Annotated in this window: 15 protein-coding genes and 1 pseudogene; 11 read left to right on the plus strand and 5 right to left on the minus strand. The window is 60.4% G+C overall.

The window, feature by feature from the left end:
* The first annotated feature begins 134 nt into the window (after positions 1-134).
* Entirely contained in the window at positions 135-1,073 is a 939-nt protein-coding gene (locus GJU48_RS07215) for an aspartyl/asparaginyl beta-hydroxylase domain-containing protein (protein ID WP_094951174.1), read from the plus strand.
* Positions 1,074-1,186: 113 nt separating this feature from the next.
* On the opposite strand, the gene acnA is transcribed toward GJU48_RS07215, so the two are convergent.
* Positions 1,187-3,928 (minus strand): aconitate hydratase AcnA, encoded by a 2,742-nt coding sequence (gene acnA, locus GJU48_RS07220; protein WP_094951173.1) that lies wholly within the window; start codon positions 3,926-3,928, stop codon positions 1,187-1,189.
* A gap of 196 nt (positions 3,929-4,124) precedes the next feature.
* Between acnA and rlmM the strand changes: the two genes are divergently transcribed.
* Both rlmM and tusA read left to right on the plus strand, forming a co-directional pair.
* Complete coding sequence (gene rlmM / locus GJU48_RS07225; RefSeq protein ID WP_094951172.1) at positions 4,125-5,201, plus strand: 23S rRNA (cytidine(2498)-2'-O)-methyltransferase RlmM; 1,077 nt, start codon at positions 4,125-4,127, stop codon at positions 5,199-5,201.
* A 132-nt stretch (positions 5,202-5,333) separates the two neighbouring features.
* Positions 5,334-5,579 (plus strand): sulfurtransferase TusA, encoded by a 246-nt coding sequence (tusA, locus tag GJU48_RS07230; protein WP_094951171.1) that lies wholly within the window; start codon positions 5,334-5,336, stop codon positions 5,577-5,579.
* Here tusA and GJU48_RS07235 read toward each other — a convergent pair.
* Positions 5,576-6,970, minus strand: a complete 1,395-nt coding sequence (locus tag GJU48_RS07235) for an MATE family efflux transporter (protein WP_094951170.1) — start codon at positions 6,968-6,970, stop codon at positions 5,576-5,578. The two genes, tusA and GJU48_RS07235, sit on opposite strands and share 4 nt — an antisense overlap.
* A 281-nt stretch (positions 6,971-7,251) precedes the next feature.
* Between GJU48_RS07235 and pdxB the strand changes: the two genes are divergently transcribed.
* The gene (pdxB, locus tag GJU48_RS07240) at positions 7,252-8,394 is read left to right on the plus strand and encodes a 4-phosphoerythronate dehydrogenase PdxB (protein ID WP_094951169.1); all 1,143 of its coding nucleotides are present in this window, start codon (positions 7,252-7,254) and stop codon (positions 8,392-8,394) included.
* Positions 8,395-8,448: 54 nt separating this feature from the next.
* On the opposite strand, the gene GJU48_RS24850 is transcribed toward pdxB, so the two are convergent.
* Positions 8,449-8,622: a PA1571 family protein gene (locus GJU48_RS24850; protein ID WP_176462939.1), complete on the minus strand. Its 174-nt coding sequence runs from the start codon at positions 8,620-8,622 to the stop codon at positions 8,449-8,451.
* Positions 8,623-8,864: 242 nt separating this feature from the next.
* Here GJU48_RS24850 and GJU48_RS07245 point away from each other — a divergent pair, with 242 nt between their 5' ends.
* Positions 8,865-10,652: an ABC transporter transmembrane domain-containing protein gene (locus GJU48_RS07245; RefSeq protein WP_176462940.1), complete on the plus strand. Its 1,788-nt coding sequence runs from the start codon at positions 8,865-8,867 to the stop codon at positions 10,650-10,652.
* A 245-nt stretch (positions 10,653-10,897) separates the two neighbouring features.
* Here GJU48_RS07245 and GJU48_RS07250 read toward each other — a convergent pair whose 3' ends face one another.
* Positions 10,898-12,826: a transglycosylase SLT domain-containing protein gene (locus GJU48_RS07250; RefSeq protein WP_094951167.1), complete on the minus strand. Its 1,929-nt coding sequence runs from the start codon at positions 12,824-12,826 to the stop codon at positions 10,898-10,900.
* 213 nt (positions 12,827-13,039) lie between these two features.
* Here GJU48_RS07250 and GJU48_RS07255 point away from each other — a divergent pair, with 213 nt between their 5' ends.
* The gene (locus GJU48_RS07255) at positions 13,040-14,956 is read left to right on the plus strand and encodes an ATP-binding cassette domain-containing protein (protein WP_094951166.1); all 1,917 of its coding nucleotides are present in this window, start codon (positions 13,040-13,042) and stop codon (positions 14,954-14,956) included.
* A gap of 220 nt (positions 14,957-15,176) precedes the next feature.
* Here GJU48_RS07255 and GJU48_RS07260 read toward each other — a convergent pair.
* Positions 15,177-15,611: pseudogene (locus tag GJU48_RS07260) on the minus strand (universal stress protein); the annotation flags it as partial.
* A 105-nt stretch (positions 15,612-15,716) separates the two neighbouring features.
* On the opposite strand from GJU48_RS07260, the gene GJU48_RS07265 reads away from it, so the two are divergent.
* From GJU48_RS07265 to topA, 5 genes are all read left to right on the plus strand, one after another.
* Positions 15,717-16,154: a hypothetical protein gene (locus tag GJU48_RS07265; protein WP_094951164.1), complete on the plus strand. Its 438-nt coding sequence runs from the start codon at positions 15,717-15,719 to the stop codon at positions 16,152-16,154.
* A gap of 494 nt (positions 16,155-16,648) precedes the next feature.
* A complete protein-coding gene (gene fadB, locus GJU48_RS07270; protein ID WP_083359563.1) occupies positions 16,649-18,796 on the plus strand; it encodes a fatty acid oxidation complex subunit alpha FadB in 2,148 nt (715 codons plus the stop codon).
* A gap of 29 nt (positions 18,797-18,825) precedes the next feature.
* A complete protein-coding gene (gene fadA / locus GJU48_RS07275) occupies positions 18,826-20,001 on the plus strand; it encodes an acetyl-CoA C-acyltransferase FadA (RefSeq protein ID WP_026136849.1) in 1,176 nt (391 codons plus the stop codon).
* Between the two features lie 96 nt (positions 20,002-20,097).
* The gene (locus GJU48_RS07280) at positions 20,098-20,334 is read left to right on the plus strand and encodes a DUF1653 domain-containing protein (protein WP_021490990.1); all 237 of its coding nucleotides are present in this window, start codon (positions 20,098-20,100) and stop codon (positions 20,332-20,334) included.
* Positions 20,335-20,448: 114 nt separating this feature from the next.
* Positions 20,449-23,070 carry a type I DNA topoisomerase gene (topA, locus tag GJU48_RS07285; RefSeq protein WP_094951163.1) on the plus strand — a complete coding sequence of 874 codons (2,622 nt, stop codon included), beginning with the start codon at positions 20,449-20,451 and terminating at the stop codon, positions 23,068-23,070.
* Positions 23,071-23,085: the final 15 nt, after the last annotated feature.

The following is a 23,085-nucleotide window of genomic DNA, read 5'->3' on the forward strand; positions in this document are numbered from 1 at the left end:
GTGTTGATTTATATCAGCCGGTCGGCCTGGGCCTTCTGCATAATGGCTCAACTGTTTATCATGGCCGGCTGCTACGTCTGGTTTCCCGTTGACGGGAGGTTGCTGGCCAGGCGCTTATTTCCAGGAGTTGCTGCATGACCTTTTCTTTGGCCGCCAAACTGTCGGTGTTGCTGCTGTTTATCGGCAGCACGCTGTATGTGCACTTGCGTGGCAAGGCCCGTTTGCCGATGTTGCGTCAGTTCGTCAACCATTCGGCGCTGTTCGCCCCGTATAACGCCCTGATGTACCTGTTCTCGGCCGTGCCGTCCAAGCCGTATCTGGACCGCAGCAAGTTCCCGGAGCTGGATGTGCTCAAGGACAACTGGGAAGTGATCCGCGAAGAGGCCATGCACCTGTTCGACGAGGGTTACATCCGCGCCGCTGAAAAGAACAACGACGCCGGTTTCGGTTCGTTCTTCAAGAAGGGCTGGAAGCGTTTCTACCTCAAGTGGTACGACAAACCGCTGCCCTCGGCCGAGGCGCTGTGCCCGAAAACCGTGGCTTTGGTCAGCAGTATTCCCAACGTCAAGGGCGCGATGTTCGCGCTGTTGCCGGGCGGTAGCCACCTCAACCCGCACCGTGACCCGTTTGCCGGTTCCCTGCGTTATCACCTGGGCTTGTCCACGCCGAACTCCGATGACTGCCGCATCTTCGTCGACGGCCAGGTCTATGCCTGGCGCGACGGTGAAGACGTGATGTTCGACGAAACCTACGTGCACTGGGTGAAAAACGAAACCGACCAGACCCGCGTAATCCTGTTCTGCGACATCGAACGCCCGCTGAGTAACCGCGTGATGACCCGCATCAACCGCTGGGTCAGCAAGCAACTGGGCCGCGCAACCGCCCCGCAGAACCTCGACGACGAACGCGTGGGTGGGATCAACCAGGCCTACGCCTGGAGCAAGACCTTCAGCGACAAGTTCAGTGGTGTGGTCAAACAGTGGAAGCGCAAGCATCCCAAGGCCTACCGCATTGCGCGGCCGGTGCTGGCTGTAGTGGTATTGGTGCTGCTGTGGAAGTGGTTGTTCGGCTAAACCACGCGGCATAGAAAAGGCGCTGTATCGAAAGATGCAGCGCCTTACGGAGACCCACCGCCATCTAAGGCAAGCCAGCTCCCATATTGATCTACATCGATCTGAGGATCGCCTTAAGAGGCGATCAACTGGCGCAGTACATAGTGCAGAATCCCACCCGCCTTGAAGTATTCCACTTCATTCAAGGTATCAATCCGGCACAGCACCTCGACCTTCTCGCTGCTGCCATCCTCGCGCGTAATCACCAGTGTCAGGCTCATCCGCGGTTCGATGTCGGCATCGGTCAGCCCGAGTATGTCGATCTTCTCCTTGCCGGTGAGCTTGAGCGCTTTGCGGTTCTGGTCCAGCTTGAACTGCAATGGCAGCACGCCCATGCCCACTAGGTTGGAGCGGTGAATCCGCTCAAAACTCTCGGCGATCACCGCTTTGACGCCCAGCAGGTTGGTGCCCTTGGCCGCCCAGTCGCGGCTTGAACCGGTGCCGTACTCTTGGCCGGCGATCACCACCAATGGCGTGCCCGAGGCCTGGTATTGCATGGCCGCGTCGTAGATCGGCATTTTCTCGCCGGTGGGGATGTACAGCGTGTTGCCGCCTTCTTCGCCGCCGAGCATTTCATTGCGGATACGGATGTTGGCAAAAGTGCCGCGCATCATCACTTCATGGTTGCCCCGGCGTGAACCGTAGGAGTTGAAGTCACGTGGCTCCACGCCTTGCTCGCGCAGGTAGCGGCCGGCGGGGCTGTCGGTCTTGATATTACCGGCAGGGGAGATGTGGTCGGTGGTTACCGAATCGCCGAGCAATGCCAACACGTTGGCGCCTTTGACGTCTTTGATCACCGGCAGTGGCCCGGCAATGTCGTCAAAGAACGGTGGGTGCTGAATGTAGGTGGAATCCTTCTGCCACACGTAAGTCGCGGCCTGCGGCACTTCAATGGCTTGCCACTGCTCGTCACCGGCGAATACCGCAGCGTATTCCTTGTGGAACATGCCGGTGCTGACTTGGGCCACGGCGTCGGCGATTTCCTGGCTGCTCGGCCAGATGTCTTTCAGGTACACCGGCTTGCCGTCTTTGCCTTCGCCCAGCGGCTCGCTGCTGATGTCGATACGCACGGTGCCGGCCAACGCATAGGCGACCACCAGGGGCGGCGAGGCCAGCCAGTTGGTTTTCACCAGAGGGTGAACGCGGCCCTCGAAGTTACGGTTGCCGGACAGCACCGAGGCCACGGCGAGGTCGGCTTTCTGGATGGCTTTTTCGATGGGCTCCGGCAGTGGGCCGGAGTTGCCGATGCAGGTGGTGCAGCCATAGCCCACCAGATCGAAGCCAAGCTGATCGAGGTATTGGGTGAGGCCCGCCGCCTTGTAGTAGTCGGTGACCACTTTGGAACCGGGCGCCAGCGAGGTTTTCACCCAGGGTTTACTGGTCAGGCCTTTCTCCACGGCTTTTTTCGCCACCAGACCTGCGGCCATCATCACGCTCGGGTTGGAGGTGTTGGTACAGGACGTGATCGCGGCAATCACCACCGCGCCGTTTTTCAGGCGATAGGTGCGGCCGTCGTATTCATAATCGGTTTCGCCTACCAAGTCGGCATTGCCCACGGCAACACCGCCACCGCCTTCACTTTCCAGGCGGCCTTCTTCTTTGTTGGTGGGTTTGAATTGCAGGTCGAGGAAGTCGCTGAAGGCTTGGGCCACATTCGGCAGCGAAACCCGGTCCTGCGGGCGTTTCGGCCCGGCGAGGCTGGCTTCGACGCTGCCCATGTCCAGCGCCAGGGTGTCGGTGAACACGGGCTCCTGACCGGCGTTGCGCCACAGGCCCTGGGCCTTGGTGTAAGCCTCAACCAGCTTGACGGTTTCTGCCGGGCGGCCGGACAGGCGCAGGTAGTCCAGGGTTACGTCGTCCACCGGGAAAAAGCCGCAGGTGGCGCCGTATTCCGGGGCCATGTTGGCGATGGTGGCACGGTCGGCCAGGGGCAGTTCGGCCAAGCCGTCGCCGTAGAACTCGACGAACTTACCCACCACACCTTTTTTACGCAGCATCTGAGTAACCGTCAGCACCAGGTCGGTGGCGGTAATGCCTTCTTTCAATTTGCCGGTGAGCTTGAAGCCGATCACTTCTGGAATCAGCATCGACACCGGCTGGCCAAGCATTGCTGCTTCAGCTTCGATCCCGCCCACGCCCCAGCCGAGTACGCCCAGGCCGTTGATCATGGTGGTGTGCGAGTCGGTGCCCACCAGTGTGTCGGGGAAGGCATAGGTGCGGCCGTCTTCGTCCTTGGTCCACACGGTGCGGCCGAGGTATTCAAGGTTGACTTGGTGGCAGATGCCGGTGCCCGGCGGCACCACGCTGAAGTTATCGAAGGCACTTTGGCCCCAACGCAGGAAGGCGTAGCGTTCGCCGTTACGCTGCATTTCGATGTCGACGTTTTGCTCGAAGGCGCTGCTGGTGCCGAACTTGTCGACCATCACCGAGTGGTCGATGACCAAATCCACGGGAGACAACGGGTTGATGCGCTGCGGGTCGCCACCGGCCTTGGCCACGGCGGCGCGCATGGCGGCCAGGTCGACCACGGCAGGTACGCCGGTAAAGTCTTGCATCAGTACCCGGGCTGGGCGGTATTGAATCTCGCGGTCGGACCGGCGCTCTTTGAGCCAGGCGGCGATGGCCTTGAGGTCGGTGCCGGTGACGGTCTTGGCGTCTTCCCAGCGCAGCAGGTTTTCCAGCAGCACCTTGAGGGACATCGGCAGCTTATCCAGGTCACCCAGGCTCTTGGCCGCTTCGGGCAAGCTGAAGTAATGGTAGGTCTTGGCGTCAATTTGCAGGGTTTTAAGGGTTCTCAGGCTATCAAGGGATGGCATTACATGACTCCTTATGGTCCGCACGGCTACGGACCTGACGGGACGAACAGAGCGTTCAACTTAGCCCTGTTTTCATTAGCAGGCTAATAACTGGACTCTATCGTTAAGTCCAAGGTTCCGAACTCGGCTATCATGCGCGCGTTTTCATGACAGGTAGTGCGATAGCGCAATGCCGGTTGAGTCACCAGGAGAGTTGATGAACACCCTTTTTATGCACTGCCGCCCGGGTTTTGAAGGCGAAGTCTGTTCCGAGATCGCGGAACACGCCGCGCGCCTGAACGTTTCCGGCTATGCCAAGACCAAGACCGGCAGCGCCTGCGCCGAATTTGTCTGCACCGAAGAAGACGGCGCCCAGCGCCTGATGCACGGCCAGCGCTTTGCCGAGCTGATCTTCCCAAGGCAGTGGGCGCGCGGGGTGTTTATCGACCTGCCGGAAACCGACCGCATCAGTGTGATCCTCGCCCACCTGCAAGGCTTCCCGCTGTGCGGCAGCCTGTGGCTGGAGATGGTCGACACCAATGACGGCAAGGAACTGTCGAACTTCTGCAAGAAATTCGAAGTGCACCTGCGCAAAGCCTTGTTGAATGCCGGCAAGCTGATTGACGACCCGAGCAAGCCGCGCCTGCTGCTGACCTTCAAGAGCGGTCGCGAAGTGTTCATGGGCCTGGCCGAGTCGAACAACTCGGCGATGTGGCCGATGGGCATCCCGCGCCTCAAGTTCCCGCGTGACGCACCTAGCCGTTCGACCTTGAAGCTGGAAGAGGCCTGGCACCACTTCATCCCCCGCGACCAGTGGGACGAGCGCCTGCACGGCGACATGACCGGCGTTGACCTCGGCGCAGCCCCCGGCGGCTGGACCTGGCAATTGGTCAACCGTGGCATGCTGGTGACCGCCATCGATAACGGCCCGATGGCCGAAAGCCTCATGGACACGGGACTTGTGCAGCATTTGATGGCCGACGGCTTCACCTTCGTGCCCAAGCAGCCGGTGGATTGGATGGTCTGCGATATCGTCGAGAAGCCGGCGCGTAACGCGGCGCTGCTGGAAACCTGGATCGGCGAGGGCTATTGCCGTGAGGCAGTGGTGAACCTGAAGTTGCCGATGAAGCAGCGTTACGCCGAGGTGAAACGCCTGCTGGAGCGCATTGAAGAAGGCTTCAAGGCGCGTGGCATTCGTGTTGAGATCGGCTGCAAGCAGCTGTACCACGACCGTGAGGAAGTGACGTGCCATTTGCGTCGGCTGGTGGATGTGAAGAAACCTAAGGCCCGCTGAGTTCTAAGGGCTAATGTGGGAGCTGGCTTGCCTGCGATAGCGGTATAACAGTAGACGTCTATGTTGAATGTGCCCCGGTCATCGCGGGCAAGCCCGCTCCCACAGTGATCGGGCCAGTTTCAGGAGTGAACTATGAGTGTTGATTTACCTGTCGACGGTACGCTCGACGCTACCGGCCTCAACTGCCCGGAACCGGTGATGATGCTGCACCAACACATCCGCGACCTGCCGCCCGGCGGTTTGCTCAAGGTCATCGCGACCGACCCGTCGACCCGTCGCGATATTCCCAAGTTTTGCGTGTTCCTGGACCACGAGCTGGTGGATCAGCAGGAGCAGGCCGGTACGTACCTGTACTGGATTCGCAAGAAGGTCGATTAAGCCAGCGCCGCAACGTGGCGAATCCGCCGGCGCGCGCTGCGTGCCAGGCGGATCACCAGCATCGCGGCGGCGCAGCTCAAGCCCACGATCAGCCCCTGCCACAAGCCACTCGGGCCCCTGGCGGCGCCCAGCCAGTCGGTCAGCCCCAGGGCGTAACCCACCGGCAGCCCCACACCCCAGTAAGCAAACAAGGTCAGCACCATGGTCACCCGTGTGTCCTGGTAGCCGCGTAACGCGCCGGCGGCCGTGACCTGGATCGCGTCGGAAAACTGGAACAGCGCGGCAAACACAATCAGCATCGACGCCACGTGAATCACCAGCGGGTCCGGCGTGTAGATCGTCGCAATCTGCTCGCGAAACAGTAGCATCAGGCTGCACGACAGGCAGGCGTAGGTCAGTGCCGTACCCATGCCGACCCCGGCGGCAAAGCGCGCTTCACGCGGCTCGCCACGGCCCAGGGCTTGGCCAACACGCACGGTCACGGCCATGCTCAGCGAGTAAGGGATCATGAATACCAGCGAGCTGAAGTTCAGCGCGATCTGGTGGCCGGCCACCACGTTGGCACCCAGGCTGCCGATCAGCAGGGCGATCACCGCAAAGATGCTGGATTCGGCAAATACCGCGATGCCAATCGGCAGGCCGATGCTCAGCACGCGCTTGATCACCGACCATTTTGGCCAGTCGAAGCGCTTGAACAACTCGCTGCTCTGGTAAGCCGGCGCCCAGCGAGTCCAGGCGGCCAGGCCGAGCATCATCACCCACATCACAATCGCCGTGGCCCAGCCACAGCCCACGCCGCCCATGGCCGGCACGCCGAAATGGCCATAGATGAACACGTAGTTCAGCGGAATATTCAGCGCCAGCCCGCACAGGCCCATGACCATGCTCGGCCGCGTTCGGCCCAGGCCATCACTGAAGCAGCGAAACACGTAATACAGAGCGATGGCGGGCATGCCGGAAGCGATGCCGTGCAAGTAGGCCATGCAGGGTTTGATCAGCTCGGGGTCGACGTTCATCGCATGCAGGATCGGCTCGGCGCTGACCAGCATCAGCAGCGCGGTGAGCCCGACCACCACGGCCAGCCACAAGGATTGGCGCACCAGCGGGCCAATCTCGGTGTGGCGGCCGGCGCCGAAGTGTTGGGCGACTTTCGGCGTGGTGGCCAGCAAGGTGCCGGTCATCAGCAGGTACACCGGAATCCAGATCGAGTTACCCAGGGCCACCGCCGCCAGGTCCCGAGGGCTTACACGCCCGGCCATCACCGCATCGACGAAGCCCATGGCGGTGGTCGCGAGCTGGCCGATCATGATCGGCAGGGCCAGGGTCAGCAGGCTGCGCACCTCACGGTTGACGCGGGCGGGGCGGGAGAGGGCGGCGGTGGCGGTGTTCACGTGCGGCTGTCCAGTAAAAGAGTTGCAAAGGACGGCGAAGTCTACGCGCTGACGCACGGGTCAGGAAAAAACCTGTGTTAGGGATTTGTAAGCGATCTTCAGGCAGGCGCTGAACCCCTGTGGGAGCTGGGCTTGCCCGCGATAGCATCATCTCGGTATAGCTGATAGACCGTGGTGTCTGCATCGCAGGCAGCCGCTCCCACAAGCACTGCCCACCTGGCATCTGCGGTGTTACACAGATCGCATCCCTGTACACTGCTGGTCCGCGAAAGGAGCCTGCCATGTTGATTGTTGCCGACGAAAATATCCCGCTGCTCGATGCATTCTTCGAAGGGTTTGGCGAGATTCGCCGGGTGCCCGGCCGTTCCATCGACCGCGCCACGGTCGAGCAGGCCGATGTGCTGCTGGTGCGTTCGGTGACCAACGTCAACCGCGCGTTGTTGGAAGGCACAAAGGTACGCTTTGTCGGCACGTGCACCATCGGCACCGATCATTTGGACCTGGATTACTTCAAACAGGCCGGCATCAGTTGGTCCAGCGCGCCCGGCTGTAACGCGCGCGGCGTGGTGGACTATGTGCTGGGCAGCCTGCAGACCCTGGCTGAGATCGAGGGCGCCGACCTGAATCAGCGTACCTACGGCGTTGTCGGTGCCGGTGAAGTGGGCGGGCGGTTGGTCAAGGTGCTCAAGGGCCTGGGCTGGAACGTGCTGGTGTGCGACCCGCCGCGCCAGATTGCCGAAGACGGTGATTACGTCAGCCTGGAGCAGATCATCCAGCAGTGCGACGTGATCAGCCTGCACACGCCGCTGACCAAATCCGGCAACGGCTGCACTTGGCACTTATTCGATCGCGAGCGGCTCAACCGCCTCAAGCCCGGCACCTGGCTGATCAACGCCAGCCGCGGCCCGGTGGTGGACAACGCTGCGCTGCGGGAAGTGTTGCTGGAGCGTGAGGACCTGCAAGCGGTGTTGGACGTGTGGGAAGGCGAGCCCGAAGTGGATGTCGACCTGGCCGACCTGTGCGTGCTGGCCACTCCGCATATCGCCGGCTACAGTCTCGATGGCAAACAGCGCGGCACCGCGCAGATTTACCAGGCGTTCTGTGCCCATCTGGGCCAGGAGCCGAGCATTCATTTAAGTGATCTGCTGCCGCAACCGTGGCTGGCCGAGGTGCACTTGAACGCATCGACCGACCCGGCCTGGGCGCTGGCGACCTTGTGCCGCAGTGTGTACGACCCGCGCCGCGATGATGCGGATTTCCGTCGCAGCCTCGTAGGCACCGTGCAGGAGCAGCGCAAGGCGTTCGACCTGCTGCGCAAGCACTACCCGCAGCGCCGTGAGATTGATGGCCTGAAGGTGCGCATCAATGGCGAGTCGGCGGCGCTGTCGAACATCGTCTCGGCATTGGGCGCCATCACCCTTTAAAACAGGCATAAAAAACCCGGCCATCAAGGCCGGGTCACAAAGAGCTTAGGCGTATCAGCCTTGCTTGGCAGGCTTGACCAGTCGCTGTTCCAGCTCGCGGCACGCTTGCTGGATCATCTCTTCGGTAATCTGCACTTCGCGGCCTTGGGCGTCGATCACGGAGCAAGGCAGATACTGCGGTTGGCGGATCACTTCAATCTTGGCATCGCTGCTATTTTGCAAGGTCATGGCCTGTCTCCTCATCAGGTTGTGTACCTACTTTAATTCCCCCGCGTGACCGAGCTATTACAACTCCTTACAAGGTCATCGGTTAGAACATCCAGTCCACCAGAAACCGATACAAATTTCCAGCCAGGGGTTAGACCGATAGCCTCTAGCGGTCAGCATCGGCGGGCATAATTAACCTGACTCATTGTTATTCAGCCAAGTTCCCCCAATGTTGTGCTGTAGATACTTTTCCTGCACAGGTGCTGCCCTCCATGCTTTCAGTCCGTCAACGCCGCGCGATCCGCCTGGCCAGCCGCTTCATTGCGCCCTACCGCTGGCACGCGCTGGGTGCCCTGTTGGCGCTGATCGTCACGGCGGGCATCACCTTGTCCATGGGCCAGGGCATTCGCCTGTTGGTGGATCAGGGCTTTATGACGCAATCGCCGCACCTGCTCAACCAGTCCATCGGCTTGTTCATGATTCTGGTGTTGGGCCTGGCCGTGGGCACGTTTGCGCGGTTTTACCTGGTGTCGTGGATCGGCGAACGGGTGGTGGCGGACATTCGCCGGCAGGTGTTCAACCACCTGATCTACCTGCACCCAGGCTTTTACGAAAACAACCGCAGTTCGGAAATCCAGTCACGGCTGACCACCGACACCACCTTGCTGCAATCAGTGATCGGCTCGTCGCTGTCATTGTTTCTGCGCAACGCCTTGATGGTCATCGGCGGCATCGTGTTGCTGTTTGTCACCAACCCCAAGCTCACCAGTATCGTGGTGATCGCGCTGCCGCTGGTGCTGGCGCCGATCCTGATCTTCGGGCGCCGTGTGCGCAGCCTCTCGCGCCTGAGCCAGGACCGCATCGCCGACGTGGGCAGCTATGTGTCCGAGACCCTCGGCCAGATCAAGACCGTGCAGGCCTACAACCACCAAGTGCAGGACGAACAGCGCTTCGCCGTGACCGTGGAGGAGGCATTTGCCACGGCGCGCAAGCGCATCGCACAGCGCGCCTGGCTGATTACTTTGGTGATCATGCTGGTGCTGGGCGCTGTGGGCGTGATGCTCTGGGTCGGTGGTATGGACGTGATCAGCGGGCGTATTTCCGGTGGTGAGCTGGCGGCGTTCGTGTTCTACAGCCTGATCGTCGGCAGCGCTGTTGGCACCCTGAGCGAAGTGCTCGGCGAGCTGCAGCGCGCCGCCGGTGCCGCCGAGCGGATTGGCGAGTTGTTGCAGTCGAGTAACGAAATTCAGGCGCCTGCCGCCGGTACTGTGCAATTGCCGCAGCGCGTCAGCGGCCGCATGGAACTGCAAGACCTGCGCTTTTCCTACCCTTCGCGGCCCGACAGCTACGCCATCGACGGTGTGAGCCTGACCATCAATCCCGGCGAAACCCTGGCCTTGGTCGGCCCGTCCGGTGCCGGTAAATCGACGATTTTCGACCTGCTGCTGCGTTTCTACGACCCCCAGCAAGGCTGCATCCTGCTGGAAGGCCACGCACTGACCGAACTCGACCCGATGGACCTGCGCCGCCACTTCGCGTTGGTATCCCAGAGCCCGGCGCTGTTTTTCGGTAGCGTCGAAGAAAACATTCGCTACGGCAACCCGTCCGCCACCACCGCCCAGGTCGAGGTTGCCGCGCGCATCGCCCACGCCCACGACTTCATCCTGCAAATGCCCGACGGCTACCAGACCCATCTCGGCGACGGCGGCATGGGCCTCTCCGGCGGTCAGCGCCAACGCCTGGCCATCGCCCGCGCGTTGCTGGTGGACGCACCGATCCTGCTGTTGGACGAAGCCACCAGCGCGCTGGATGCCCAGAGTGAACACTTGATTCAGCAGGCGTTGCCGCAACTGATGCAGGGCCGCACCACGTTGGTGATTGCGCATCGGTTGGCGACGGTGAAGAACGCCGATCGGATCGCGGTGATGGACCAGGGCAAGCTAGTGGCGGTAGGCACGCACCAGCAGTTGATAGCGAGCAATCCGCTGTATGCGCGGTTGGCGGCGTTGCAGTTCAGTGATGGGCTTGAGGTCGCCAATAGCGAGGGCTGATGGCTAGCGGGTTTGCTGTGGCAAGCCCGCTCGCCACAAGACCCCCGCTCGCCACGGGGGTTGAGTCGCCAACAGTATGGCGACTTCCGGCCTAGGTGTTAGTTGCAGTTCAGTGATGGGCTTGAGGTCGCCAATAGCGAGGGCTGATGGCTAGCGGGTTTGCTGTGGCAAGCCCGCTCGCCACAAGACCCCCGCTCGCCACGGGGGTTGAGTCGCCAACAGTATGGCGACTTCCGGCCTAGGTGTTACTGATCATCAAAATACCGCTCGTGCCAATCCACCAGCGGCTGCGGTGAGTTGAGCTTTTGCCCGTAGATCACCGAATAAGACAGCACGTTCTGCACATACTGGCGGGTTTCGTCGAATGGGATGCTTTCCACCCACACGTCGAAGCTCAGGTGGTCGGCACCACGCAGCCATTGGCGAACACGGCCGGGGCCGGCGTTGTAGGCGGCGGAGGCGAGTACGCGGTTGCCGTTGAACTGGCTGTGCACTTGGCTCAGGTAGGCCGCGCCGAGCTGGATGTTTTTGTCCGGGTCGAGCACCTGGGCCGGTGAGGCTAGCGGGATGCTGAACTTGCGCGCGGTTTCCTTGGCGGTGCCGGGCATCAGTTGCATCAGGCCGCTGGCGCCGACGCCGGAGCGGGCGTCGTCCATGAAGGCGCTTTCCTGGCGGGTGATAGCAAACACCCAGCTCGAATGCAGGCCACGCACCTTGGCTTCGCGCACCAAGGTGTCCCGGTGGGCCATCGGGAAGCGGATATCCAAATCGTCCCAGTACTGTGCCTGGCTGATGGTGCGGATCGCCGGGAAGTACCACTTCATGTCATAGGCCAGCTTGGCCTGGGCGACCATTTCATCGCGGTTGAAGTGACGGCTGACGTGATACCACTCGCGGCGGCCATCGACGATCTGGCCGCGCGCATAGAACTCCAGGGCACGGCGCACGCCGGGCGTGTTACGCACCTTGTTGATCAGCGCCTGGCTCATCACCAGTGGCTTGTTGTTCAACTGGTACGGCGCCTTGGAGCGGTCGGCGGCGAGGAAGCCATAGAAATCCCGCTCCCGCGACAGGTTTTTGTACAGCACCAGGGCTTGCGGGTTTTTTGGCTCGGCCAGTTCCAGGCTGCGAGCCTGCCAGTAGCGCCAGCGGTTGGTGGTGGCCAGGTCTTGTGGGAGTTTGCGGGTCAACTGGTAGGCGTCTTCCCAACGGGCCAGGCGCAACAGCAGGCGCAGGCGCCATTCGGAGACGGTGTTGTCACGCAACTCCGGGTCGTACTTGGTCATCACCTCAAGGGCGCGCGGGTCGAAGCGTTTAGCCAGGGTCAGGCCGATCTCGCGGGCGATTGCCACTTTTTCGTCACGGGAGAAGTGCATGCTGCTGGCATACCCGTCGAGCAGGGCCATGGCCTTCTCCGGGTCCTGGCGTGCCAAGCGGCGCAGGCCCAGGCCTACGGCGTCAGACATGGCCTCGCTGGCGGGCAGGAAGCGCGATGGATCGCTGAGCATGTCGGGCTTTTGCGCTACGTCGACCATCAGGCGGCCCTGGGCGCCGAGGGTTGGCAGGGTTTTCACCAGGCTGTTGGCCAGCGCGTAGTTGCGCGCTTCGGCGGCGAGCTTGGCGCGGTCCCAGATTTTCTGTTCGGTGAGTTGGCCAGCGGCGGCCCACTGGCCGAAGGTGGCGTCACAGGCGGCGGGTTGGGATTTGCCGGTCAGCCAGAGTTTTTCGGTGGTCTTGTAGCCTTCGGCTTTCAAGTTATGGGTGAGCTGGTACTGGCCATGCAGGCAGTCCAGTTCAACGAAATTGAGTTTGGCGTCGTAGTACTTTTCAAAGGTCTGCCAGTCGCCACGGTCGGCCAACCAGCGCAACCAGCGCAGTTTCATCCAGTTAGCCTGGGGCAGGTCGCCGTTTTTGGCGAGGAACTGTTCGATTTCCTCGTTGCTTGCGGTTTTCAGGCGCGCGGTCAGCTCGTCGTAGGCCAGGTACGGCGTGAGCGGGTAGTCGGCCAACGCCTGGCTGTATTGCATGTACGGGCCGCTGTCGCCTTTGGCGAGGGCGCGTTTGGCTTCATCGTAATATTGACGTTGGGTGGTGAGGTCCACGGCCTGGGCGGATTGAACGGCGGTGGCGGAAAGAAGCAGACAAGATAAAAAGTTGAAAAGGCGACTGCGCATGAGACGTCCGTGCAGAGAAATCACGACTAGCACCGGCACTGCCGACACTGATTACCCCTAGCTTAGCCTTTTGCCAGCGGCCGGCGAAAGCTTTGCCGGCCGGCTGGCTGAAGTTCAGCGTAAATGTCCTACAGAACGTGTCGATAGCGAAAATGCCGGCCGCATCCAACCCTCAAGTCAGGTAGAATGCGCGCCCAGTTTTTGGAGAAGCGTATGACCCTGCTCAAATTCAGCGATGTGTCCCTTGCTTTCGGCGCTATGCCGTTGTTGGACAAGGTGTCCTGGCAGATCGCCCGTGGTGAGCGGGTGTGCATCATCGGCCGCAACGGCACCGGCAAGTCCAGCATGATGAAGCTGGTTAAGGGCGACCAGAAGCCCGATGACGGCTCTGTTTGGCGCGCCCCGGGCCTGAAGATCGGCGAATTGCCGCAAGAATTGCCGGTGGCCGACGGACGGACAGTGTTCGACGTGGTTGCCGAAGGCCTCGACGGCGTCGGTGAGTTGCTCGCGCAATACCATCACCTGGCGCAGAACTGCGTCACCGAAGAAGACCTGGACAAGCTGATGCACGTCCAGCAAGACCTCGAAGCCCGTGATGGCTGGCGCTTGCAGCAACTGGTCGACAGCACCCTTAGCCGCCTGCAACTGCCGGCCGACAAGACCCTCGCCGAGTTGTCCGGTGGCTGGCGTCGTCGCGTGCTGCTGGCCCAGGCCCTGGTGTCCGAGCCGGACCTGCTGCTGCTCGACGAACCAACCAACCACCTGGACATCGGCGCAATCGCCTGGCTGGAAGAAGCCATCAAGGACTTCCAGGGCGCTGTGCTGTTTATCACGCACGACCGTGCCTTCCTGCAGAGCCTGGCAACGCGCATCCTTGAACTGGACCGTGGCGGCCTGATCGACTGGAACGGCGACTACGCCAGTTTCCTGGTGCACAAGGAAGCCGCACTGTCCGCTGAAGAAACCGCCAACGCGTTGTTCGACAAAAAGCTGGCTCAGGAAGAAGTCTGGATCCGCCAGGGCATCAAGGCCCGTCGCACCCGTAACGAAGGTCGCGTACGTGCCCTCAAGGCTCTGCGCAATGAGCGTAGCGAGCGTCGCGAACGCACTGGCAAGGCCAATATTCAGCTCGACACCGCCGACAAGTCGGGCAAGCAGGTTATGGTGCTGGAGAACGTCAGCTTCCATCACCCGGATGGCCCGTTCCTGATCAAGGACTTCTCCATGGTCCTGCAGCGCGGCGACCGTATCGGCCTGCTGGGCGCCAACGGTACCGGCAAGACCACCTTGCTCAAACTGATGCTCAATGGCCTGCAACCGACCAGCGGCACGGTAGAGGAAGGCACCAAGATCGACGTGGCCTACTTCGACCAGTTGCGCCACCAGTTGGACCTGGAAAAAACCGTGATCGACAACGTCGCCGAAGGCCGCGACTTTATCGATATCGACGGCCAGAGCCGCCACGTGCTGAGCTACCTGGGCGACTTCCTGTTCAGCCCACAGCGTGCACGTACGCCGGTGAAAGCCTTGTCCGGTGGTGAGCGTGCGCGCCTGCTGCTGGCCAAACTGTTCAGCAAACCGGCCAACCTGCTGGTACTCGACGAACCGACTAACGACCTCGACGTGGAAACCCTCGAGCTGCTGGAAGAGGTCTTGCTGACCTTCAACGGCACTGTGCTGATGGTCAGCCACGACCGGGCATTCCTCGACAACGTGGTCACCAGCACCCTGGTCTTCGAAGGTGAAGGCAAAGTGCGTGAATACGTCGGTGGTTATCAGGACTGGCTGCGTCAGGGCGGCTCGCCGCGCCTGCTGGGCGTGACCGAGAGCAAGTCCGGCAAAGCCGACTTGACCTCGGCAGTGGTGGCGGTTGCCGCTGCTGAACCGGCCCAGGAAGCTGCGCCGGCGGCCAAGAAGAAGCTCAGCTACAAGCTGCAACGCGAGCTGGAAGCCTTGCCGGGTGATATCGACGCCAAGGAACAGCAGATCGCCGCAGTAGAGGCGGACATGGCTGACGCGGGTTTTTACCTGCGCCCGGCGGCGGAAACCGCCAAGGTCATTGCTTCCCTGGAGACGTTGAACCAGGAGCTGGAAGTGTTGGTTGAGCGTTGGGCTGAGCTGGATGCCTGAGTGATTCAAGCGCATTAAAAAAACCGGCGCTCATTTATATGAGCGCCGGTTTTTTTGTATGAAATACAGTAATGTGGGAGCTGGCTTGTGTGGGAGTCGGGCTTGCCCGCGATGCATGCACCTTGGTGTTTCAGTCACACCGTGGTGATGCCATCGCAGCGGTGCGCCGACTCGACAAGCCAGCTCCCACATGGTTTAACCGGCTTTCAATACGTCTAGCGCTTTTTACCAGCTTCACCGCCAGCACATCACACGGCGCGCCGTGCAACACATCATTGGCGGTCGAGCCCAGCAGCAATGCCAAGCCATGGCGGCCATGGCTGCCGACCACGATCAGGTCGCAGCCCTGTTCCTTGGCCAGGTGGTGGATTTCCTGGCGCGGCTGGCCGTAGGTGAGGTGCGAGTTCTCCTTGGTCACTTCCGGGTATTTGAGGATCAACCGCTCCAGGCGTTCTTTGGCCTGGTCAAACTGTTGTTGCTGCAACTGGGACAGATCCATGGGCACGTCGCCTCCAAAGGCCATGGCCATCGGCTCGACGATGTGCACCAGCGACAGTTTGGCGTCGCTGGCGACCGCGAAGGCGCGGGCGCGCTTGATGACTGGATCGCACTCTTCGGTCAGGTCTACGGCGACCAGAATATGTTCGTATGACATGGGGCGTTCCTCCAGGGGACTGCAATAAGTTCAGTATGGCTGCTTTCAAGCGGATGGGGTTGCGTCAAATCAAATCCGCTCATTTAGAAATTCGGGAGTACAGATATGACGGTCTGGATAGTGGTGTCAATCCTTCTAGTGGTTCTGAGCCCTCTGGCATGGCTGCGCCCCTCACGCCATCAGAGTGGACGCATGGCCCTGCGGATGGAGGCGCGCCGCATCGGCCTGGCCATGCAGTTGGCGCCCCAGGAGTGGCCGCACTGGCTCAAGCAGGAGCCGCCGAGCCCGTGCGCGCAGTACTGCCGCCCACGGCGCGGGCGTACGCCGGCCATCTGGAGTTATTGGCAGTTGGAGCCGGGTGTGTGGGTCAATCAGTGGCGTGAGGTGTGCGTCGATGAACTGTTGTTGGCGCATTTTGCGACGCTGCCGGACAATGTCTACAAGGTCGAGGCCGACAAGCAGATGATCGCCTTGTGCTGGGGCGAGAAGGGCGAGGCGAGTGTGTTGAAGGACATTGATACGTTGCTCAAGGCCCTGGCTTGATGTCTGTCAGATAAAAGCCAGGCAATAAAAAGCCCGACATCATCATCGGGCTGGAGTTGGCCAGGCAGGCCGGAAATCTGTGATTCACGCGTCGGATGTTCATCCAGGCGCATTAAGCTTGTCGCTAGCCTAGCGGCATATCCCGTTGTGTACAGCCTTTTCCCACAAATTTCAGACTATTGATTTCGTGAATATTTGAATATTGACGAGGCGCGGGCTTAGGGTGGGGGTTCTGAACTGACTGGAAAGTCGCGTTTTCCCTAGCCTTTCGAGCGATTGACAATTGCCCGGAATTGGATGAAGGTGGCGTACCCAAATCAAACGGGCGTATGAATTGAGCGTTTGTCTGTCAGACCGCTCATACAGAACCCCGACTAGCGCATTGGCGGGTGTGCCTGGCGAATGGGTGTGAGCATTGACGCAACTATCAATGTTCAACCATAGGCCAGCGTCCAGTGAGTACTGTTCAGCTTCCATATCGTGGAGATCAGTTGATGATTTACGAAGGTAAAGCCATCACGGTTAAGGCTCTTGAAAGTGGCATCGTCGAATTGAAATTCGACCTCAAGGGTGAGTCCGTCAACAAGTTCAACCGTCTAACCCTGAACGAACTGCGTCAGGCCGTAGACACCATCAAAGCAGATGCTTCGGTCAAGGGCGTGATCGTCTCCAGCGGCAAGGACGTGTTTATCGTCGGCGCTGACATCACCGAATTCGTCGACAACTTCAAGCTGCCCGATGCCGAGCTGGTGGCTGGCAACCTCGAAGCCAACAAGATCTTCAGCGATTTCGAAGACCTCAACGTGCCGACCGTTGCCGCAATCAATGGCATCGCGTTGGGCGGCGGCCTGGAAATGTGCCTGGCGGCAGACTTTCGCGTCATGTCGGCGACCGCCAAAATCGGCTTGCCTGAAGTCAAACTGGGCATCTACCCAGGTTTCGGCGGCACCGTACGCCTGCCGCGCATCATCGGTGCCGACAACGCCATCGAGTGGATTGCCGCGGGTAAGGAAAACCGTGCAGAAGACGCGCTGAAAGTCGGCGCCGTCGATGCTGTGGTTGCCCCGGACAAACTGGCCGAAGCGGCACTGAACCTGATCAAGGGCGCCATCAGCGGCGAATTTGACTACAAGGCCAAGCGTCAGCCGAAGCTGGAAAAGCTCAAGCTCAACGCCATCGAACAAATGATGTCGTTCGAAACCGCCAAAGGTTTCGTGGCGGGCCAAGCCGGCCCGAACTACCCTGCGCCGGTTGAAGCGATCAAGACCATCCAGAAAGCCGCGAACTTCGGTCGCGACAAAGCCTTGGAAGTGGAAGCTGCAGGCTTCGTCAAACTGGCGAAAACCTCGGCTGCCCAGAGCCTGATCGGCCTGTTCCTGAACGATCAGGAACTGAAGAAAAAGGCCAAGGCCTACGACGAAATCGCCAAAGACGTGAAACAGGCTGCCGTACTCGGCGCCGGTATCATGGGTGGCGGTATCGCCTATCAGTCGGCGTCCAAAGGCACGCCGATCCTGATGAAAGACATCAACGAGCACGGCATCGAGCAAGGCCTGGCAGAAGCCGCCAAGCTGCTGGTGGGCCGCGTTGATAAAGGCCGCATGACCGCTGCGAAAATGGCTGAAGTGCTTAATGGCATTCGTCCTACGCTGTCCTACGGCGATTTCGGCCACGTCGACCTGGTGGTCGAAGCGGTTGTCGAGAACCCGAAGGTCAAGCAAGCCGTACTGGCTGAAGTGGAAGCCCAGGTTAAGGAAGACACTATCCTGGCCTCGAACACCTCGACCATTTCCATCAGCTTGCTGGCCAAAGCCCTCAAGCGTCCGGAAAACTTCGTCGGCATGCACTTCTTCAACCCGGTGCACATGATGCCGCTGGTGGAAGTGATCCGTGGCGAGAAGTCCAGCGAGCTGGCAGTTGCCACCACCGTTGCCTACGCCAAGAAAATGGGCAAGAACCCGATTGTGGTCAACGACTGCCCGGGCTTTTTGGTCAACCGCGTGCTGTTCCCCTACTTCGGCGGTTTCGCCAAGTTGGTCAGCGCCGGTGTGGACTTCGTGCGTATCGACAAAGTCATGGAAAAATTCGGCTGGCCAATGGGCCCGGCGTACCTGATGGACGTGGTCGGCATCGACACCGGCCACCACGGTCGTGACGTCATGGCTGAAGGCTTCCCGGATCGCATGAAAGACGACCGCCGTTCGGCGATCGACGCGCTCTACGAGGCCAAGCGCCTGGGCCAGAAGAACGGCAAGGGCTTCTACGCCTACGAGGCTGACAAGAAGGGCAAGCAGAAGAAAGTGGCCGACCCGTCGGTTCACGAAGTACTCGCGCCGGTCATCTACGAACAGCGTGAGGTGTCCGATGAGGACATCATCAACTGGATGATGATCGCCCTGTGCCTGGAAACCGTGCGTTGCCTGGAAGACGGCATCGTTGAAACCGCCGCCGAAGCCGATATGGGCCTGGTGTACGGTATTGGTTTCCCTCCATTCCGTGGTGGTGCGCTGCGTTACATCGACTCGATCGGTGTGGCCGAGTTCGTTGCCCTGGCTGACAAATACGCTGATTTGGGCCCGCTGTACCACCCGACCGCGAAGCTGCGTGAAATGGCCAAGAATGGCCAGAGCTTCTTCGGTTAAGCGCCCAGACGAATAGAGCGAGAATATTTATGAGCTTGAATCCAAGAGACGTGGTGATTGTCGACTTCGGTCGCACACCGATGGGCCGCTCCAAGGGCGGCATGCACCGCAACACCCGTGCCGAAGACATGTCGGCGCACCTGATCAGCAAATTGCTGGAACGCAACGTCAAGGTCGACCCGAACGAAGTCGAAGACGTGATCTGGGGCTGCGTCAACCAGACCCTGGAACAGGGCTGGAACATCGCGCGCATGGCGTCGTTGATGACCCAGATCCCGCACACAGCCGCTGGCCAGACTGTCAGCCGCCTGTGCGGCTCGTCGATGAGCGCGCTGCACACCGCAGCGCAAGCGATCATGACCGGTAACGGCGATGTGTTCGTGGTCGGCGGCGTGGAGCACATGGGCCACGTCAGCATGATGCACGGCGTTGACCCTAACCCGCACATGTCGCTGTACGCGGCAAAAGCCTCGGGCATGATGGGCCTCACCGCAGAAATGCTCGGCAAAATGCACGGCATTACCCGTGAAGCCCAGGACGCATTCGGTGTGCGTTCCCACCAGCTCGCCCACAAGGCGACTGTGGAAGGCAAGTTCAAGGATGAAATCATCCCGATGAACGGCTACGACGAGAACGGTTTCCTGAAACTGTTCGACTACGACGAAACCATTCGTCCGGACACCACCCTGGAAAGCCTGGCGGCCCTCAAACCTGCCTTCAATCCAAAGGGCGGTACCGTGACTGCCGGTACTTCGTCGCAAATCACTGACGGTGCTTCGTGCATGATCGTGATGTCGGCGCAGCGTGCCCAGGACCTGGGTATCCAGCCGCTGGCGGTGATCCGTTCGATGGCAGTGGCGGGTGTGGACCCGGCGATCATGGGCTATGGTCCAGTACCGGCCACACAAAAAGCCTTGAAGCGCGCGGGCCTGACCATCTCCGATATCGACTTCTTCGAGCTCAACGAAGCTTTCGCCGCACAGGCCTTGCCAGTGCTGAAAGATTTGAAAGTACTCGACAAGATGAACGAGAAGGTTAACCTGCACGGCGGTGCGATTGCCTTGGGCCACCCATTCGGTTGCTCCGGTGCGCGTATTTCCGGCACTTTGCTTAACGTGATGAAGCAAAATGGCGGCAACCTTGGGGTTGCAACCATGTGCATTGGTCTCGGCCAAGGCATTTCCACCGTCTTCGAACGCGTCTAAGCGTTAGGTTGACGGAAGCCGGGGCCCAGTGCCCCGGTTTTTGTTTTTTGGAATTTTTAATATTTTTTTTAATAAATTTTGTAAGAGGGCCAGAGCATGAAAGTCGAACCAGGGCTCTACCAACATTATAAGGGGCCGCAGTACCGCGTTTTTAACGTGGCACGGCACTCCGAGACCGAAGAAGAAGTGGTGTTTTACCAAGCACTGTATGGCGATTACGGCTTTTGGGTACGCCCGTTGAGCATGTTCCTGGAGACCGTCGAAGTTGACGGCGAGCAGGTCCCGCGCTTTGCTTTGGTCCAGGCCGAACCCAGTCTTTTTTCAGGGCAATAACGGCAGGCCGCGCAGAATGCTGCGCTTGACCTCACCTTGTTGCCACTATATATAGCGTTGCCGCGACAGGCGCCAACTGCCTTTCACTTCTCGAATTCAGGAATTTTCCGATCCATGGGCAAATCGCTGGTCATTGTGGAATCCCCGGCTAAGGCCAAGACCATCAACAAGTACTTGGGTAACGAGTACGTGGTGAAGTCGAGTATCGGCCATATCCGAGACCTGCCCACCAGCGGTTCGGCTAGCGCCAGCAAGGAGCCTGCCGCCAAGCGCGGCAAGGCCGCCGCGGGCGAAGGTCCGGTGCTCACCCCTAAAGAGAAAGCGCGTAAGCAGCTGGTCTCGCGCATGGGTGTGGACCCGGAACATGGCTGGAAGGCCAAGTACGAGATCCTTCCTGGCAAGGAAAAGGTCATTGAAGAGCTGCGCCGGCTCGCCAAGGATGCTGACACCATCTATCTCGCGACGGACTTGGACCGCGAAGGGGAAGCCATTGCCTGGCACCTGCGGGAAGCCATCGGCGGTGATGACAGCCGCTACAAGCGTGTGGTGTTCAACGAAATTACCAAGAAAGCCATCCAGGAAGCCTTCTCCAAGCCCGGCGAACTGGACATCGACCGCGTCAACGCCCAACAGGCACGGCGTTTCCTCGACCGCGTCGTGGGCTACATGGTTTCGCCGCTGCTGTGGGCGAAAATCGCCCGTGGCCTGTCCGCCGGCCGTGTGCAATCGGTTGCGGTAAAGCTGGTGGTGGAGCGTGAGCGCGAGATTCGTGCGTTCAACCCCGAAGAGTATTGGGAAGTCCACGCTGACCTCGGCACTGCCAAGGGCGCCAACGTGCGCTTTGACGTGGCCCGTGAGAAAGGCGAGGCTTTCAAGCCGCTGAACGAAGCCCAGGCCATGGCCGCGCTGGAAAAGCTCAAGGCTTCCAGCTACAGCATCGTCAAGCGTGAAGACAAACCGACCAGCAGCAAGCCGTCGGCACCGTTCATCACCTCCACCCTGCAACAGGCCGCGAGTAACCGCCTGGGCTTCGGTGTGAAGAAAACCATGATGATGGCCCAGCGTTTGTACGAAGCCGGCTACATCACTTATATGCGTACTGACTCCACCAACCTGTCGCAAGACGCGGTGGCGATGGCGCGTACCTATATTGAAACCGAGTTCGGCAAGAAGTACCTGCCGGAGAAGCCAAACGTCTACAGCAGCAAAGAAGGCGCACAGGAGGCTCACGAAGCGATTCGTCCTTCCGACGCCAACACTGAGCCAAGCAAGCTGACGGGCATGGAGCGCGACGCTGAGCGCCTCTACGAGCTGATCTGGCGCCAGTTCCTGGCCTGCCAGATGCTGCCGGCGCAATACCTGTCCACCACCGTCAGTGTGGGCGCAGGCGACTTCGAGCTGCGTGCCAAGGGCCGTATCCTCAAGTTCGACGGCTACACCCGTGTGATGCCGCAAATCGCCAAGCCAGGCGACGACGACGTGCTGCCGGACATGGCCCAGGGCGACACGTTGAAGCTGATCAAGCTCGACCCGTCCCAGCACTTCACCAAGCCGCCGGCGCGTTATTCGGAAGCCAGCCTGGTAAAAGAGATGGAAAAACGCGGTATCGGTCGTCCTTCGACGTACGCTGCGATCATCTCGACCATCCAGGACCGTGGCTACGTTGCGCTGCACAACCGTCGTTTCTACTCGGAAAAAATGGGCGACATCGTTACCGAGCGCCTGTCCGAGAGCTTCTCCAACCTGATGGACTACGGCTTCACCGCCGGCATGGAAGAGAACCTCGATGACGTGGCCCAGGGCGAACGCGACTGGAAAAACGTACTGGATGAGTTCTACGGCGACTTCAAGAAGAAGCTGGAAGTAGCCGAAAGCCCTGAGAGCGGCATGCGTGCTAACCAGCCGGTGATGACTGACATCCCGTGCCTGACCTGTGGCCGTCCGATGCAGATTCGTACTGCGTCCACCGGCGTGTTCCTCGGTTGCTCGGGCTACAGCCTGCCGCCGAAAGAGCGCTGCAAGGCCACCGTTAACCTGGTGCCGGGTGATGAAATCGCTGCTGACGACGAGGGTGAATCCGAGTCGCTGGTATTGCGTGGCAAGCACCGTTGCCCGATCTGCAGCACGGCGATGGACGCTTACCTGCTCGACGAGAAGCACAAGTTGCACATCTGCGGTAACAACCCGGATTGCGACGGCTACGAGATCGAAGAGGGCAGCTACCGCATCAAGGGCTACGAAGGCCCGAGCCTGGAATGCGACAAGTGCGGCAGCGAGATGCAGCTCAAGACCGGCCGTTTCGGCAAGTTCTTCGGTTGCACCAACCCGACGTGCAAGAACACCCGCAAACTGCTGAAAAGCGGTGACGCGGCGCCGCCGAAGATGGACCCGGTGAAGATGCCCGAACTCAAGTGCGAGAAGGTCAACGACACCTACATCCTGCGTGACGGCGCTTCGGGCTTGTTCCTGGCTGCCAGCCAGTTCCCGAAAAACCGCGAGACCCGTGCGCCATTGGTCATGGAAATCGTGCCGCATAAAGACGAGATCGATCCGAAGTACCACTTCTTGTGTGAAGCGCCAAAGAAGGATCCCGACGGTCGCCCGTCCGTGATCCGCTACAGCCGCAAAACCAAGGAGCAGTACGTGCAGACCGAAGTGGACGGTAAGCCTACCGGCTGGAAAGCGTTCTACGACGGTGGCAAGTGGAAGGTCGAGGACAAGCGCCAGGGCGCTTGATCGACGAGCCTGCAA

Origin of the sequence: Pseudomonas sp. IB20 (assembly GCF_009707325.1) — a bacterium.
In the GTDB taxonomy this organism is placed as follows: domain Bacteria; phylum Pseudomonadota; class Gammaproteobacteria; order Pseudomonadales; family Pseudomonadaceae; genus Aquipseudomonas.

Excerpts from the sequence above, each read along its gene's own strand:
- tusA (WP_094951171.1), top strand. The coding sequence starts at position 5,334 with ATGAGTGTTGATTTACCTGTCGACGGTACGCTCGACGCTACCGGCCTC.
- GJU48_RS07255 (WP_094951166.1), top strand. The coding sequence starts at position 13,040 with ATGACCCTGCTCAAATTCAGCGATGTGTCCCTTGCTTTCGGCGCTATG.
- GJU48_RS07280 (WP_021490990.1), top strand. The coding sequence starts at position 20,098 with ATGAAAGTCGAACCAGGGCTCTACCAACATTATAAGGGGCCGCAGTAC.
- topA (WP_094951163.1), top strand. The coding sequence starts at position 20,449 with ATGGGCAAATCGCTGGTCATTGTGGAATCCCCGGCTAAGGCCAAGACC.
- GJU48_RS07265 (WP_094951164.1), top strand. The coding sequence starts at position 15,717 with ATGACGGTCTGGATAGTGGTGTCAATCCTTCTAGTGGTTCTGAGCCCT.
- GJU48_RS07215 (WP_094951174.1), top strand. The coding sequence starts at position 135 with ATGACCTTTTCTTTGGCCGCCAAACTGTCGGTGTTGCTGCTGTTTATC.
- GJU48_RS07250 (WP_094951167.1), bottom strand. The coding sequence starts at position 12,826 with ATGCGCAGTCGCCTTTTCAACTTTTTATCTTGTCTGCTTCTTTCCGCC.
- pdxB (WP_094951169.1), top strand. The coding sequence starts at position 7,252 with ATGTTGATTGTTGCCGACGAAAATATCCCGCTGCTCGATGCATTCTTC.
- fadB (WP_083359563.1), top strand. The coding sequence starts at position 16,649 with ATGATTTACGAAGGTAAAGCCATCACGGTTAAGGCTCTTGAAAGTGGC.
- acnA (WP_094951173.1), bottom strand. The coding sequence starts at position 3,928 with ATGCCATCCCTTGATAGCCTGAGAACCCTTAAAACCCTGCAAATTGAC.
- GJU48_RS24850 (WP_176462939.1), bottom strand. The coding sequence starts at position 8,622 with ATGACCTTGCAAAATAGCAGCGATGCCAAGATTGAAGTGATCCGCCAA.
- fadA (WP_026136849.1), top strand. The coding sequence starts at position 18,826 with ATGAGCTTGAATCCAAGAGACGTGGTGATTGTCGACTTCGGTCGCACA.
- rlmM (WP_094951172.1), top strand. The coding sequence starts at position 4,125 with ATGAACACCCTTTTTATGCACTGCCGCCCGGGTTTTGAAGGCGAAGTC.